This is a genomic window from Candidatus Neomarinimicrobiota bacterium (assembly GCA_034716895.1).
In the GTDB taxonomy this organism is placed as follows: Bacteria; Fidelibacterota; UBA8477; order UBA8477; family JABMPR01; genus JABMPR01.
Map to the genome: position 1 here is coordinate 1 of JAYEKW010000256.1, position 15,321 is coordinate 15,321.

The 15,321-nt window shown below is 44.7% G+C and carries 12 protein-coding genes; 5 read left to right on the forward strand and 7 right to left on the reverse strand.

Going from position 1 to position 15,321, the window contains the following annotated elements; genetic code table 11:
- Nucleotides 1-244: 244 nt before the first annotated feature.
- Nucleotides 245-547, reverse strand: coding sequence for a ribosome assembly RNA-binding protein YhbY (yhbY, locus tag U9Q77_14015; protein MEA3288471.1), 303 nt, complete (start codon nucleotides 545-547; stop codon nucleotides 245-247).
- A 280-nt stretch (nucleotides 548-827) separates the two neighbouring features.
- Complete coding sequence (locus U9Q77_14020) at nucleotides 828-1,325, reverse strand: hypothetical protein (GenBank protein MEA3288472.1); 498 nt, start codon at nucleotides 1,323-1,325, stop codon at nucleotides 828-830.
- Nucleotides 1,326-1,495: 170 nt separating this feature from the next.
- Between U9Q77_14020 and U9Q77_14025 the strand changes: the two genes are divergently transcribed.
- Entirely contained in the window at nucleotides 1,496-2,215 is a 720-nt protein-coding gene (locus tag U9Q77_14025) for a hypothetical protein (GenBank protein MEA3288473.1), read from the forward strand.
- Between the two features lie 41 nt (nucleotides 2,216-2,256).
- On the opposite strand, the gene U9Q77_14030 is transcribed toward U9Q77_14025, so the two are convergent.
- Complete coding sequence (locus U9Q77_14030; protein MEA3288474.1) at nucleotides 2,257-4,866, reverse strand: PAS domain S-box protein; 2,610 nt, start codon at nucleotides 4,864-4,866, stop codon at nucleotides 2,257-2,259.
- Nucleotides 4,867-5,039: 173 nt separating this feature from the next.
- Here U9Q77_14030 and U9Q77_14035 point away from each other — a divergent pair, with 173 nt between their 5' ends.
- A complete protein-coding gene (locus U9Q77_14035) occupies nucleotides 5,040-6,485 on the forward strand; it encodes an NFACT RNA binding domain-containing protein (GenBank protein ID MEA3288475.1) in 1,446 nt (481 codons plus the stop codon).
- Between the two features lie 202 nt (nucleotides 6,486-6,687).
- Here U9Q77_14035 and hemW read toward each other — a convergent pair whose 3' ends face one another.
- On the reverse strand, nucleotides 6,688-7,851 hold the full coding sequence (hemW, locus tag U9Q77_14040) for a radical SAM family heme chaperone HemW (protein ID MEA3288476.1): 1,164 nt from the start codon (nucleotides 7,849-7,851) through the stop codon (nucleotides 6,688-6,690).
- Nucleotides 7,852-8,258: 407 nt separating this feature from the next.
- Between hemW and guaB the strand changes: the two genes are divergently transcribed.
- Genes guaB through U9Q77_14055 form a run of 3 tightly spaced genes read left to right on the forward strand, consistent with a single transcriptional unit; the run spans nucleotide 8,259 to nucleotide 12,367 of the window.
- The gene (gene guaB, locus U9Q77_14045; protein ID MEA3288477.1) at nucleotides 8,259-9,716 is read left to right on the forward strand and encodes an IMP dehydrogenase; all 1,458 of its coding nucleotides are present in this window, start codon (nucleotides 8,259-8,261) and stop codon (nucleotides 9,714-9,716) included.
- Between the two features lie 46 nt (nucleotides 9,717-9,762).
- Nucleotides 9,763-11,040: an adenylosuccinate synthase gene (locus U9Q77_14050; GenBank protein MEA3288478.1), complete on the forward strand. Its 1,278-nt coding sequence runs from the start codon at nucleotides 9,763-9,765 to the stop codon at nucleotides 11,038-11,040.
- Complete coding sequence (locus U9Q77_14055) at nucleotides 11,030-12,367, forward strand: lyase family protein (protein ID MEA3288479.1); 1,338 nt, start codon at nucleotides 11,030-11,032, stop codon at nucleotides 12,365-12,367. The genes U9Q77_14050 and U9Q77_14055 overlap by 11 nt, the downstream gene beginning before the upstream one ends.
- A 167-nt stretch (nucleotides 12,368-12,534) precedes the next feature.
- Here the strand turns inward: U9Q77_14055 and U9Q77_14060 are convergent, their stop codons facing one another.
- From U9Q77_14060 to U9Q77_14070, 3 genes are all read right to left on the reverse strand, one after another.
- Nucleotides 12,535-13,011 carry a DUF302 domain-containing protein gene (locus tag U9Q77_14060; GenBank protein ID MEA3288480.1) on the reverse strand — a complete coding sequence of 159 codons (477 nt, stop codon included), beginning with the start codon at nucleotides 13,009-13,011 and terminating at the stop codon, nucleotides 12,535-12,537.
- 192 nt (nucleotides 13,012-13,203) lie between these two features.
- A complete protein-coding gene (gene purD / locus U9Q77_14065) occupies nucleotides 13,204-14,454 on the reverse strand; it encodes a phosphoribosylamine--glycine ligase (protein ID MEA3288481.1) in 1,251 nt (416 codons plus the stop codon).
- Between the two features lie 375 nt (nucleotides 14,455-14,829).
- Nucleotides 14,830-15,240 (reverse strand): hypothetical protein, encoded by a 411-nt coding sequence (locus U9Q77_14070; GenBank protein MEA3288482.1) that lies wholly within the window; start codon nucleotides 15,238-15,240, stop codon nucleotides 14,830-14,832.
- Between the last annotated feature and the right edge of the window lie 81 nt (nucleotides 15,241-15,321).

The following is a 15,321-nucleotide window of genomic DNA, read 5'->3' on the forward strand; positions in this document are numbered from 1 at the left end:
TCTGACTTCTGAATTCTGAATTCTGAATTCAGAAGTCAGAAGTCAGAAGTCAGAAGTCAGAAGTCAGAAGTCAGAAGTCAGAATTCAGAAGTCAGAAGTCAGAAGTCAGAATTCAGAAGTCAAAGGTCAAAGGTCAAAACCACATATTAAAACTATATCTACAGGCATAAATGTTTACGCTTTGCGATCTCTGCACTCTCGTGGTTAGCATTTTTTTTTGGATACACCAAGCTCCAACAAAAATCTACTCGGGTAGCTTGTAATTCCTTTTTTCCTGCTCCTCATGTTCACGGTACAGGGTGAGTACGTGTCCGATCAAGCTCACAAACTGCGCATTGGCACCCTCTATGATGGAATCCAAAAATTGCTCTTTTTCAGTTTTAAAGGCAATGAATTTTACTTTTATCAGCTCATGTTGACCCAAAGCTACATCAATGCTTTGAATGCTTTGCTGATTGACACCACCCTTGCCAATCTGAACCAACGGTTTCAGTGAATTCGCCTGTGATTTTAAGTATTTTTTTTGCTTTGATGAAAGGGGTTCCATTGTGTCTCCTTAGCCCCGATCCACAGTACGCAATCGAACGTCCAGGAAAATTGTCGGGTTGTTTGGTTCAGGCTCTCGCCGTAAGTAATCATTTATCAATAAGTGGTAGAAAATAATGCCCACTGCATATAAAACAGCTGTGATCAGAAATATCTTGAAGTATTCCAGTTCCATTTTCCTAAAAAGCTGAAATATTTTGGCGCCGATAAACCAGGAGGCACTCCAGATACTGGAGCTCAATGCCGAGAGCAATTTTGGATCGATCCAGGATATGGGTGAGCTATCTGGAATGTTTGGGGCGTATCCGAAGACCCTCAAAGTCACAACTTTTACATGTGTAGCGACGGATCTTCAGGAAAAAGACCTTGGATGTGATCCGTTGTAACAAACTTCGATGGACGTGCAGTAGGTCACCCCCACAGTCCGGGCATTCTGATAAGTCGCTATAACGTATAATGGCCTTTTGTCGGGCTCTGATTGATAAAAGAATAAAAGCAAAAAGAATGAAAAATCCACCCACAATATCTGAGCCCTCAATAGCATTTATAATCCCAATTATACTGTTGCTCATTCCACTGATGAGATTGCCAAAACCCTCACGCAAAGCCAGGATTCCCTGGAAAACTGAAGATTTTATTTCCATATCTTCGTATAATAGAAAAACACCAAACAGGAAAAATATTCCAATGATGATCTCAACACCAAAATCCTGGATAAGCGTATTTTGATGACGTTTACTTTTTCTTTTTCGGCGGTATTTTTTTTCTGGTTCACTCATGCATCAATCCTTTATCGCCCCTTATCATGACCGGTGAAGCTAAAATAAACTGAGTTCAATTCACTATATCTTTTATCACAGAAGTTTTCAGACCATACTTGCCTTAAATTACATTGAAATGGAGCACTTCTGTTGTATCTTGCTCTATGTTGGCTGAAAATCCTCACCAAATGGCTTTCAAATACACATTCAGATTGCCAGAGTCTAAAACGCATGAATTCGTTATTCTGCTGAATCGTGAGAGACTTACTTACCAGACCTTCACCAAAGCTGAACCAGCCAACTGGACCGCTTTATCCTATCATACCTGTGCAAATTGTCCCCTGGTAGAGCAGGGAGTTGAACACTGCCCGGTAGCCTTCAATCTGCAGGATATCGTCGGCGCTTTTACTCATGCCATATCCTATGATAAGGTGGATGTTTCTATTGAAACCGAGGAACGCACTTATCGTAAAAATGGGGTCACTATGCAAAGCGGCTTAAGTTCGATCCTGGGAATCATTATGGTTACCAGCGGCTGCCCATCACTTGACTATCTGCGCCCCATGGTGATGACACATCTCCCTTTTGCCACCATAAGTGAATCGATTTACCGATCCATCTCCATGTATCTCCTGGCCCAGTTTACCCGAGCAAAAAGTGGTTTAGAGCCTGACTGGACCTTAGAGGGCTTAACGCAGATCTATGCCCGAATTGACAAGATCAACATCAGCATGGTGAAACGTTTACAAGCGGCAACCAAACAGGATGCCAGCCTTAATGCTGTGGTGATTCTGGATTCATTCGCCAAGATGATACCCATGACCATTGATGGTTCCCTGAAAGAATTGGAACAATTATTCTGGCCTTACCTGGAATCCTCTTTTCACATCCCTGATCAAGATTCTTGAGCGAAAATAAGGATCTTCATTGATCAAACTGCGAGCGGTTTCTAATCCTCATTCTGCAGATTGAACCGCAATTTAAAACTGGTTCCATTGGTTCTATCAATTTCCATTTTGCCCTCGAGTTGTTCAGTAAGAATTCGAGTGATCCTTAGACCCATGGTTTGGGTTGTCTCAAAATCCAGAGATGGATTCAAACCAACTCCATTATCCCGAACAATAATCTCCGCGGCAGAATGACCAATAGCTTTTACTGACACCCATATATCACCTTCCCCATTATCCGGGAATGCGTATTTTAGCACATTTGTGATCAACTCATTCACGATCAACCCGCATGGGATGGCTTTATTAATATTCAGCTTTATCTGGTCGATATCCTGATGGAAACGGATACGTTGTTGATCAATGGTGTAGAAATTGATCAATTCATAGATCAGAGATTCGATATACTGATCAAAGTCAACTGCATCCATGCTTTTTGATTTAAAGAGTCTTTCATGGATCAGAGCCATGGTGCGTATCCGGTTTTGAGTTTCACCAAAGATCTCAAATAGATGCTCATCCTGCGTATATTCAGCCTGAAGGTTTAGCAGGCTATTGATCACCTGCATATTATTTTTGACCCGATGATGTACTTCTCGCAACAGTAGATCCTTTTCTTGGAGCGATTTTTCCAATTTAGTCAAAATCTCTTTCCGACCTGAGATATTACGGACATTTGCCAGCATTCTGTCCTTGCCATGAATAACCGCCGGCCGTAGCGTAACCTCCACCCAGAATTTCTTACCGGATTTATGTATAGCTTCCCATTCAAAGGTTTTATGTCCCTCAGAAATTGCCAACTTAAAGAGATCGCCAATTCCAGATGTCACAACAGAAGCAGCACTAAATTTCTGAACATCTGTACCGATGACCTCATCACGTTTATACCCATACATCCTTAGCATGGTTTCATTGACATCCAGTATCTCGGATGTATCAGGGTCATGAATGAAGACTGCTTCAGATATGGCATTAAACAATTCCTGGTAGGTCTGCTCAGTCAGCTTGATCCGCTCTTCGGCCTGGATGATGTGACTGATATCGTACACAACTCCTGAAATATTCTTGGGTTCACCATTTTCATCGCGGATGATCGTGGAATGATCGTTTACCCAAATATAATGCCCGTCTTTACAGCGAATCCGATAAGCTGCAGTTTCAAATGATTCCAGCCCCTGATCCAGTGCCTGTTGGGCAGTTTTTCTGCATCGCTCGGCATCCTCAGGATGCATAATATCAACGAAAAGGACTGCTCCGCTAAGCATCTCGTCAACTGTATAGCCAAGGATATTCTCAACATTATCACTTATGTGATGGAGTGCTTTATCTGCAATCATATCCCATTTAATGATCATGATCGGACCAGCCAGAAAGATATTGCGTTCCTCCAACTGGGTTCGCTCAAGCGCACGGGTTGCCAATTCAGCTTGATAGGTACCGGAGATATCCTCCATGTTGGCCTGGGCACCAATTATTTGTTGCTCAGCATTGTAGATCGGATGGATCACTACCTGAAAGTAGATCGTCTTTTCCCAGGCTGAAGTGTACTCACTGGTGAATTTTACAGCCTTATTCTCCCGGATACATTCCTGAAATTTTTGAGCTATACCAGCATCCTGTAAGGGTTTGAAGGTAAAAATATTAAAAGCCATGGTTGCCTCTCTAGAGGGTGACCCCAGAGAATTGACCATGACTGTGTTTACTTCAAGAATATTCCCTTCCACATCGATCCGTATAATCCCAGTGGGAGAATTTTCCACCAGGCCACGATAGCGTAATTCACTTTCGGCAATTTTTCGATGAGATTCCTGGAGTTCCGTGACATCATAGATATATCCCATGATCATCGTGGCTTTTCCAGATTCATCTTTTTGGATGTATCCATAGTCCTGAACCCATATATATCCACCGTTTTTATGCTTCAGACGATAAGGGGGCACAGATATCACATCTGAACCTTCGTTGACTTGAGTACGAATTTTCTCCTGTAGCTCGGCCAGATCTTCTCGGTGTGTTATACTGGGGTAAAGAATCCTGCCATCAGTAAAATCGCTTACTTCATACCCCAAGATATCCTTAACATTTTCAGAAATGTAGATCAATGGTTCCGATTCATCCATTGGCCAATGGATCTGAATAACAGGTCCACTGAAAAAGATCCGGCGTTCTTCTATTAATTCCAGTTGACGCTGTTTTAATCCGACTTCAGCAACATGCAGAGCCTCAAACTGTTGTTTTTGCATAGTGATATCATCGACTACACCATCTATGTAAATTGCCTGTCCTGTATCATCTTTCACCAGTACGGAGGAGACCCTCCCCGGAAATATCTTTCCATTGCTGCGTTTGAATAAAAACTCCCGCTCCCGGAAATGCCCTTTTGACTTCAATTCCTTGCGGATACTGTCTCGATCTCCTGGTTCAACATAGAGATCAACAACCGAAATTGCTGCTAATTGAGTTTTATCTTCATATCCAAATATCTTTAGAAAAGCCGGATTAACATCGATAAAACTTCCAGAGTTATCCGGACTTGTGCGAAATACAGCCGTATTCAGATTATCCAGAATAAATAAAGTATCGCTTGCTTGGAATGTGTGTTTCTTTTTCATAAACCTGCCCGTTAGTGAAAGTGGACCATTTTTGGCCATTCAAATTCTTTGGCTGACAATTTATGCAAAAAATCTGGGCAAGCGACCCCGATTTGCATACAATAATAGAGTTCTTTCTGCCAGAAATTCGAATTGGTGTGATATTTTCTAAGATATTGACTTATGTTGAGAGCATGAAGGCAGCAAATTTCATTAAATCCTGGCCTGCATTGTGGCTGTGGATGCACTACTGGGATGAGCATCTAAAAGGCGCCCAATTGGATATTGCATATACTTTTCGAAAAGCGCGCCTGGATATCCACTTTTCCAACGCTCCTCAGGTCACCAAACTGGGTTGGGAAAAACAGGGCAATCAAGCCATCATCTCCGCATCGAATCAAGTCACTCTACCAAAACGGCGGGTTGAGGTCTTGAAGCGAATTCCTCAGGGGTCGGAAGTGGCCGGCGTAAAGATCCACGCACAGGATCGCTTGTTACGGTTTGACCTCACTAATGATTTCCAGTTGATACTGGGATGTTTTCCGGCGGTTCTAAATGTTTATTTGTATCACAAACATTCCTGCGTGGACCGTTTTCTGAAACAAATAGAACCAGCGCACTTTTCCGATAACTGGTTAAGTGTCAATGACTCCTTACCAGCTTCAATACCTGGTGGACATCTTAGCAGGCATGACCTGGAGATTGCCAGGCACGGGATTACCCTGGATCAGACAACCGGCGAACTTGCCTTTGATTCGACTGCTGGCAGAAATGGTCTGCCAATAGACGAGTTGGTCCTGGCCGTATTTAGATCAGGTCAAAAACCAAAACAGGCACCTGTTGTCTCCATCAAGAAAACGGCTGGAACTGTTCTAAAACGCTGGCAGGTCAAGCTCACTAAAGTTCGAACAGAGCTACAGGAAGCTCTGTTGTGGCCGGATCTGGAAATTCGCTTACAGGCGTTTCAAATCGGTCTTGGGATGGGTAAGCTCACCTCATCAAACGAATTGCATTTACCTGCTGAGCTCTCCCCCACCGGTTCTGCTTTAACCCTTTACCTGGAGGATCACTCAAGCCTGCAGCAGGCCATCGAATCTACTGCGAAAAAGATTCGTAAGTTCAAGCTAAAGATCGGACAATTGGAAGCGATCATTCCTCAAATCCAGACTGATATACACGATCTGGAACAACTTCTGGAACAGGATGACAACACGGCTCTACGCACCTACTTGTTAACCAAGGGTGAAGCACTGGATCGATCGGGGCGACGGCAAACCGAACGTAAACCCTACAAAAAGTATCAATCCCCAGGGGGCTATGATATCCTGGTAGGTCGTGGTTCATCAGACAATGATGTCCTGACCTTCAAGGTAGCCGGCAAAAATGACTGGTGGTTCCATGCCAGACAGATCAGAGGATCACATGTTATCCTGAGAACGGGAAATCAGCAACCCCAACAACCAGATATTGTTTCAGCTGCGAAACATGCTGCCCGGAATTCCAAAGCAAAGCATTCCGGGATCGTAGTGGTTCAATACTGTCAACGCAAACATCTGAGCAAGCCCAAAGGCTCACCACCAGGAACCGTGCTGGTTCATCATGAGAAATCGATTACCATAGATCTGGATCAAGTGAAGTAATACCACGGACTTCACTCTGCACGTTCCAGATGCTTTTTAAATATCGTTATTGTCTGTCTTTGCGAACCCAGCAGGGGTGTGGCAATCCATCTGCGCATCTGCTACGATGGATAAATCTCCAAGTCTAGTGACAATTTTGAGATCGCCACGCTCTGCTCGCGAAGACGCAAGGCGTGTATTCTGAAGTTAATATGGTATACGATCACTTCGTACCATTTATAAACATAAGATCTGAACTGATCTCATCGATCATGGACCAACCGGAACGAGTGACACTCAGATGACCATGGTGCAGATCTATTTGTTCGTTCCATTTTGCCAGAATTTCACGTTTCTGATCGAGCAGGTCTGCTCCAAATCGCCGGGTATATTCTGAAAGATTCAAGCCCTGTGTCAACCTGAGACGAGTCAGGATCATTTCATTCCGGGCTGTATCATCATTGATGATCTCAGAAGCTTCTTCCGCAATTCCAGACTCAGCCACCATACTCAGGTATTGATCAAGGTTGCGCACATTCCAATGCCGACGATCTTTGAAAAATGAATGGGCGGCTGGCCCAAATCCTAGATATTCAACGCCAGTCCAATAATTCAGGTTATGCCGACATTCAAAACCAGGCCTGGCATGATTTGAGATCTCATAATTTGGATATCCCTGTGAATTGAGGTAATCCCGTCCCATGGCGTACATGCCAGTATCCAGGGTCTCTTCCAGCATGTGAACATGACCGGCAACCACCCAACGGTGCAACGCAGTGCCTTCCTCCACAGTAAGTGAATAGGTCGAGATATGTTCAGGTGCCAGTTCCACCAGACGACTCAGATCAGCTTCCCAAAGCTGGTTGGTCTGGCCGGGTATGGCAAAGATCAGATCGGCACTTACATTATTAAAGCCAGCTCGGCGGACATCTTCATAAGTGGAAATACTCTTCTGGGCTGAATGAATCCGGCTCATGAATTTTAACAATTGAGGCTGGAAACTTTGCATACCGATACTGATTCGATTGATACCCAGGCTGTTATAGGCCTGAAAGTCTTCAAGAGCAGCTTCTCCGGGATTGATCTCCATACCAACCTCCATATCTGGCCTGGGACTGGCTAATTCCAAAAGAGCATTTATGATCTGCTCCAGGTGCGGTGGTGCCAACAGATTTGGTGTCCCTCCTCCAAAAAAGATAGTATCGATAGAGTAGTTGGACAGATCCAGGGTGGCTTTCTTGTGTTCGATTTCACTCAGGATCACTTTTAAAAAGTCAGGAATAGCGTTTTCACGCCCCACCACAGAATAGAAGTCACAATAGGTGCACTTTGATTTGCAGAAGGGTACGTGGATGTACAGGGCCAGTGGTTTGAGAGCTGAACTCATGGCAGAATGTAGCTGTAAATCGGGTTAATCCAATTTTCCTGGCAAGATTTCGGTTGTGGCAACCGATTTTGGCGTATAGTACTATGTTTTACCTTGAAACCAGGCTGAAGATCAGCGTTTGGCCATAAACATATTTCAGCTCAAGATGCGCGACAAAACAGAATTTTCGCATTCATCCCTGGGTAAACTCAGGGGTTTCTCCAAAGGCAGATTAATCTTCATTCAACTGCTGAATCCTTTTGGATGAGGCACCCGCGGCATTACTTTGCGTGGCAAGATGAATGCTCACCATCCAACCTGCCAGATTCCAAAAAAACATTCTCGATCTTCATTTCTGGACCAAACGATGGTCACTATTTTTCGAAATATTCATTTTCTGATCCAAGCCAAGAAATAAGAGGTTCACCATGCAGAAATTCAAGACCTGGGAAGCGATCACTTTTGATGATGTGCTTCTGGTGCCGGCGCAGTCAGACGTACTGCCCCACGATGTTGATGTATCCACCCATTTAACCAAATCGATCAAACTGAATATACCCCTCATGTCCGCTTCAATGGATACCGTCACTGAATCCCGCATGGCCATCGCCATGGCAAGGGTAGGTGGTATTGGTATTATCCACAAAAATTTGACACCGGAACAACAAGCTATGGAAGTAGACAAGGTCAAGCGCTCCCAGCACGGTGTCATTACCGACCCTTTCTCACTCACTCCCAAGCATACTGTAGGTGATGCTGCTGAGCTCATGGCTCGCTACCGGATCTCAGGTGTACCTGTCGTTGTTGATGGAAAGCTCCTGGGTATTATCACCAATCGTGATATTCGATTTGAAGACCATTTTGAACGCCTCATTGAGGATGCAATGACCAAAGAGAACCTCATCACCGGCAACCAATCCACCACCCTGCAAGAAGCCACGGCTTTGATGAAGCAGTACAAGATAGAAAAGTTGCCCCTGATCGATAAACATAATAATCTCAAAGGATTAATTACAATTAAGGATATTGAAAAGGCCGTTGAATATCCCAATTCCGCAACAGATTCCAACGGACGTTTGCTCGTCGGAGCTGCTGTTGGAGCCCGGATGGAATCGCTGGATCGTGTGAAGCGCCTCATGGCCACCGGCGTGGATGTCATCGTAGTCGATACCGCTCATGGACATTCCCGGAACGTGATGAATATTGTCAGTACGATCAAATCAAAATATCCTGGAGTGCAGGTCATCGCTGGTAATGTTGCCACAGGTGCTGCCACAAAGGACCTGATCGCGGCTGGTGTAGATGCTGTTAAGGTGGGTATTGGTCCTGGATCGATCTGCACTACCCGCATTGTTGCAGGAGTAGGCATGCCCCAGATCAGTGCTATTTCAGATTGTGCAGAAGAAGCGGATAAACACGGTATCCCCATCATAGCAGATGGTGGTGTAAAATTCTCCGGAGATATCCCCAAAGCCATTGCTGCAGGGGCTTCAGTGATCATGGTTGGTGGACTGCTGGCCGGAACAGATGAAAGTCCAGGTGAAAAAGAATATTATCAGGGTCGGGCATACAAAGTTTACCGGGGGATGGGATCAATTTCTGCCATGAATGCCGGCAGCGCTGACCGATATTTTCAGGAATCCACTCAAAAGTTGGTTCCAGAGGGCATCGAAGGTCGCGTACCCTATCGAGGCGCCACCAAGGATGTGGTTTTTCAACTTATTGGCGGACTTCGTTCCGGGATGGGCTATTGTGGTACTCCTACAATAGATGATATGCGGGGCAAATCAGAATTTGTGAAAATCAGTGGAGCCGGCTTGAAAGAAAGCCACCCCCATGATGTGCAGGTAACCAAGGAAGCACCAAATTATAGTGCCGACTTTTAATACAAATTATTTTTAATCTCAACCGTTTGATTCTACAGGAGAAGTGATGAAAAACACCATCGTTGTGGGTGCTCAGTGGGGTGATGAAGGTAAAGGAAAACTGGTCGATGTTCTGGCAGAGAAAAGTGATCTCGTGGTACGTTTCAATGGTGGTGGCAATGCCGGCCATACGGTAATGCACGCTGGTGAGACCTATAAATTCCATTATATGCCTTCTGGTATGCTCCACAATAAGTTGTGTATTTTGGGTACAGGTGTGGTCATCAATCCCAAAGATCTTCTTGAAGAAATTGAGTCTTTTACGCAAAGTGGACACACTCCACGTCTTAAGATCAGCGCTCGAGCCCATGTGATCTTCCCGCATCACCAACTGATCGATGCCAAAGAAGGCGGCAAAATCGGAACAACGGGTCGCGGTATTGGTCCCGCCTATTCACAGAAAGCCTCCCGCATCAATCTCAGGATCCTTGATATCATTGCCGATGATGCTCAGGTGCGAATCAAAGATGCCCTGAAGGACGTAAAGGATGTTCTTATTTACGAGGATATCTTCAGCGAAAGGGAGTACCAGGAATACTGTAATTCTGTAGCGGTGGACTATGCTACCTACGGTACCAAATTTAAACCTTTTGTCACGGATACTGAAGCATTGGTACGCGTGGCTAATCAAGACGAACTCACCGTTCTTTTTGAGGGAGCTCAAGGCACTTTACTGGATCTGAATTACGGAACCTACCCCTTTGTAACCTCCAGTTCAACCCTGGCTGCAGCTGCTTTTATTGGTGGTGGAGCAATTCCTGGAGTACCCGTTCGGATATTGGGAATTACCAAAGCTTATACAACCCGGGTTGGTGAAGGTCCCTTCCCCACTGAGTTGGCGGGTGAAGCGGCTACAAACCTGAGAGAAGCCGGACACGAATACGGAGCCACAACAGGTCGTCCCCGGCGAGTTGGCCATTTAGATCTCTATGCCTTACGCTATGCTATTCGGATCTCCGGGATTCAGGAACTGGCCATGACCAAAATCGATACCTTAGCTCTGGTAAAGGGGATCAAAGTATGTACGGGCTATAAAATTGACGGCCAGGAAATCGATTACTTCCCTGCTGATGCCCCCACGCTGGAACAGGTCGAACCAATTTATGCAGATATCCTGCCTATTGCTGACCTGACCAAAGCAGAATGGGTCGAACTAAATCATGGATCGAAAGCGGATCTCCCTGAGAGTATCCGTAATTATATTCAATTTATCGAGGATTTTGTGGAAATCCCCATCACCATCCTCTCCCACGGTCCGGAAAGGAAAGAAACCATTGTCTTCTGATACCCTATTCAATTTGTCCCCTCTGGATGGTCGCTATGCCGGCGATCTACTCGATATGCAGGAGATGTTTTCTGAAAGTCGCCTGATCCGGGAACGTATTCATGTGGAAATGATCTACCTCAAGGCATTCCTGAAAGCGACTGATCGCAAGGACTGGTGGCAGGATGAATTCATGGCCATTTATTCTGATCTTAGCAAAAAGGATCTGGTTTATGTGAAGGAGATCGAGAGTCATACCAAACATGATGTGGCCGCCGTAATTGAATTCATCAAGGTTCAGTTACCGGAGAAGATTCGTCCCTGCGTGCATTTTGGATTGACTTCAGAAGATGTCAATAATCTGGCTCACGGTCTCATGATCAAAGGATCCAGGGATATCCTAATCGGTCGCTTAAAAATTCTGATCGATGAATTAACTGTCTTGGCGAAAGAAAATCGTGATCGCCGCATGATCGGCCGAACTCATGGCGAGGTAGCCACGCCTACCACCATGGGCAAAGAATTCGCTCTCTACGCCTTACGCTTCGCTAGAATGTATGCTGAGTTAAAAGCCATGAATATCCAGGGCAAGATATTGGGTGCTACTGGTAACCTGAATGCCTGGATGGGAATCTATCCTGATGTTGACTGGTTTCAGATCACTGGGGATGTTGTTGAAGAGCTGGGCTTGGAACACACCCTGTTCAGCTTACAGATCATGCCTGGGGACACCTATGCCATCATGCTGGATGCTGTGAAACGGCTCAGTGGTCTTCTCATCGATTATGATCAGAATATCTGGACCTATTTCATGTTGGGCTATTTGTATCAGAAAGCGGATGCTTCATCCATCGGGTCTTCCACCATGCCTCACAAGATCAATCCCATAAAATTTGAGAATTCTGAAGGGAATGCTCAGATCGCTGAGAGTTCATTGACCTTCTTCAGCCAGAAGTTCATGAAAACCCGACTCCAAAGAGACCTGACGGATTCCACTGTCAAGCGGAACATTGGGACAGCCTTTGGGCATATGATCCTTTCACTGATCTACGCTACCCGTGGAACCAGGGACATCCTGATCCATGATGCAAAAATGGATGAAGACATGGCCAATAACGGACAATTCTTCTCTGAGCTGGTTCAACTAGTGGAGCGGGACAGAGGTGCCTCTGATGGGTATGATCACTTGAAGAAGCAAACCAGGGGCAAACGTCTGTCTTATGCAGAAATGGTTGATATGATGACCGAAGCCGGGATCGAAGCAGCGACGATTGAAACGTACGTCAAAGGCCTGACAGGCGAGATTTGTGATAAAGCCGTGGAAGAAGTAGTGAAACTAACTTCCTAATCATGCCTGGACATTGCGTGCATCAAAATGTCCAGACCCAATCAATAATTCCGATCACGGTTTCGGTGAGTTCAATGTCCCTTTCTCCAAGAACGCTGAGTTTATCGAAGCCCCTGTCCCGCAATCAAGAACAGGTCATTTCGACAAACTCAATGTCCGGAGTATTACTACAAAATTGATTTTAGGATTTCTTCGCTGTCGGCTGAGGCATCAGCCATAACTTCTGGTACGATTCCGTCCATCATTTTACCCAATAAGCCTGAATTCATCCGGCTGGCATACACCGTACCATCGGAATGCTCATAAATGGCTACACGGCAAGGCATGAGTGAAGTAACAATTCGCTCATCATCTTTCGCTAATATTTTGCCTGCGTGTTCTGGATGACAAAGTTCAAATACTTTAACTGATTTAACATCCTTGTCAAATTTTTTCATGGTTTTCTGCAAATCGTGAACGGCGGGCATCTTCCAACCCTGATCTTTAACAGCCTGAGTAAACCGATCAACAGATTCTTCAAAACCATACCTGGTCTCATCTTCCATCATCATCATTCCAGGTGCTGCATTCCAGGCAAATACGCCTGTCAAAAGTATTCCCAGAATAAAGCCGACCAAACCACTACCAATTATTTTCGTGTCCATTTCTCTTCCTTTTTCAATAAATTTGTTTGATAACCCTAACTGTTTATTCTGAGCTATCCATCAATTCAATATAGTTGCAATTTGGCAATATACATCATTTAACGAGCTACTGCTTTTTGCATGTATTTGTAAATACTGAAATGGTGGAATGGCTTCTGTATTTAAGTGCCCTCTTGAACTAAAATTTATCAGTTAACTTCCAATATCAGTCCTAAGGGTTTTACCCTCAAACTCAATCTTACGGGCATTGTCGTAAGATAGTGTTAGTGCTTCAGCAACAGTTCGAGCTATTGAGGTTATGGTTAACACCCGACCTCCACTGGTGATGACTACATCGCCATCATTTTTGGTACCGGCATGAAAAGTCGTTGAGCCGGTTACCTGTTCCAATCCTGTGATTGTGAGCCCCTTGGGATATGATTCCGGATAACCTCCCGATGCCAGAACAACCGTGGCAGCAGTTTGATCATCCCAAATGACATCAACTTCATTTAGCCGATCATCAATGATGGCTTCAAAGATATGGACAAGATCCGTTTTAAGACGTGGTAGAATAACCTGGGTCTCTGGATCACCAAAACGGACATTATACTCCAACACCTTGGGTCCCGACTCTGTCAGCATGATGCCACAGTACAAAATCCCTTTAAAAGGACGACCTTCCGCTCGCATTCCAGCAAGACTGGGTTCAATAATATTGGTGAGACAATAGTCTTCCAACTCCTGGTCATACAGCGGATTTGGAGAGATCGCGCCCATCCCACCGGTATTCAAGCCAGTATCACCTTCACCAATTCTTTTATAATCTTTGGCAGAACCCATGGGAACCACTGTCTTGTTATCAACAAAACACAACATGGAGAGTTCCGGACCTGTGAGAAATTCCTCAATGATGATCTCATTTCCAGCATCCCCAAAAACCCGGTCTTCCATGATCTCTTCAATCCCTTTTTCAGCTTCTTCCAAGCTGTGGATAATGAGTACACCCTTACCAGCAGCTAATCCATCAGCCTTGATGACAATGGGGAAAACCGTATTGGATCTTAGAAATGCTTTTGCTGTGTCAGCTTCAGTAAACCGATGGAATTCAGCGGTGGGAATCTTGTATTTGACCAATAACTCCTTAGTGAAAACCTTACTGCCTTCCAGAATGGATGCTCTCGCATTTGGACCAAAAATTCGCAGGCCAACTCCTTCAAACACATCCACAATTCCATTGACCAGGGGAACCTCAGGTCCTACAACAGTCAATCCAACCGAATTGTCCAGGGCAAACTCCAGAAGTCCGGGAATATCATTGTCTGATAAGGGGATATTAGCAGCTATCTGAGCTGTCCCGGCGTTTCCGGGTGCGCAATAGATTTGATCAACTCCAGGGCTCTGTGACAATTTCCATACCAGCGCGTGTTCACGACCACCCCCACCTACGACCAAAACTTTCATATTTCCCCCTCCTGTATTATTTATCCAATTGTTTTATACCTGAATGTTCGGGTAAATCCGCTGTAATATATTCCATTCTGTTCCAGATGTGGATACACAAAATAGTTTAGCAGCCCACTCTGATGGCCGGCCCCCAGGTTAAGATCGCGACCCAAAGTATTAATCTTTTCATCATCTGTCTCCTTTAGGTAAACTATTACCCCAGCGGATGTTCGTCGCAATATTCTGTTTTTGAATATTTTCCTCCAGAGGCTTATGTCCCTCGACTTAGTTTATCCTGAGCATAGTCGAGGGACTCGGGATGACGGACGTTGGCTTCATACGACTATCTGCTTCCAGTTTAATATCTATAAGAATGCCTGATCGTTTTCATATTTAACTCTTACAAGCATCAGTACAGGGTCCCTCATGATCGCAAGTTGCTTTATCTGCACATACATCTGCAGTTTTACAGGCATCAGTATAAGATTCTGCATGATCACAAGCCGTATTATCTGTTGTTGCATTTTGCACTGTACCATGTGTTTTACATGCGTCAGTACATGGACCTTCATGATCACAGGTTGCCTTATCTACACTTACATCTGCAGTTTTACAGGCATCAGTACTAGATTCTGCATGATCACAGGTTGCCCCCAGAGCTTTTGAATCGTGTATCTTACCTACGTCAGGTGCCGCACCATCAACGGCGCAAGCTGTATGTTCCGCTTTAAATCCAGGTGCTTTGCAAGCACATCCCATTAATCCCAGACTGGCTACTATCACTACTACTAATGTTACTTTCAATTTGGTTTCTCCAATTTCTACAAGGTTATGTTTCAATATTTTGCTTCGTGACAATATTAGTCACCTTATAGTCGAGTCCAA

Excerpts from the sequence above, each read along its gene's own strand:
- yhbY (MEA3288471.1), bottom strand. The coding sequence starts at position 547 with ATGGAACCCCTTTCATCAAAGCAAAAAAAATACTTAAAATCACAGGCG.
- U9Q77_14020 (MEA3288472.1), bottom strand. The coding sequence starts at position 1,325 with ATGAGTGAACCAGAAAAAAAATACCGCCGAAAAAGAAAAAGTAAACGT.
- U9Q77_14025 (MEA3288473.1), top strand. The coding sequence starts at position 1,496 with ATGGCTTTCAAATACACATTCAGATTGCCAGAGTCTAAAACGCATGAA.
- U9Q77_14030 (MEA3288474.1), bottom strand. The coding sequence starts at position 4,866 with ATGAAAAAGAAACACACATTCCAAGCAAGCGATACTTTATTTATTCTG.
- U9Q77_14035 (MEA3288475.1), top strand. The coding sequence starts at position 5,040 with ATGAAGGCAGCAAATTTCATTAAATCCTGGCCTGCATTGTGGCTGTGG.
- hemW (MEA3288476.1), bottom strand. The coding sequence starts at position 7,851 with ATGAGTTCAGCTCTCAAACCACTGGCCCTGTACATCCACGTACCCTTC.
- guaB (MEA3288477.1), top strand. The coding sequence starts at position 8,259 with ATGCAGAAATTCAAGACCTGGGAAGCGATCACTTTTGATGATGTGCTT.
- U9Q77_14050 (MEA3288478.1), top strand. The coding sequence starts at position 9,763 with ATGAAAAACACCATCGTTGTGGGTGCTCAGTGGGGTGATGAAGGTAAA.
- U9Q77_14060 (MEA3288480.1), bottom strand. The coding sequence starts at position 13,011 with ATGGACACGAAAATAATTGGTAGTGGTTTGGTCGGCTTTATTCTGGGA.
- purD (MEA3288481.1), bottom strand. The coding sequence starts at position 14,454 with ATGAAAGTTTTGGTCGTAGGTGGGGGTGGTCGTGAACACGCGCTGGTA.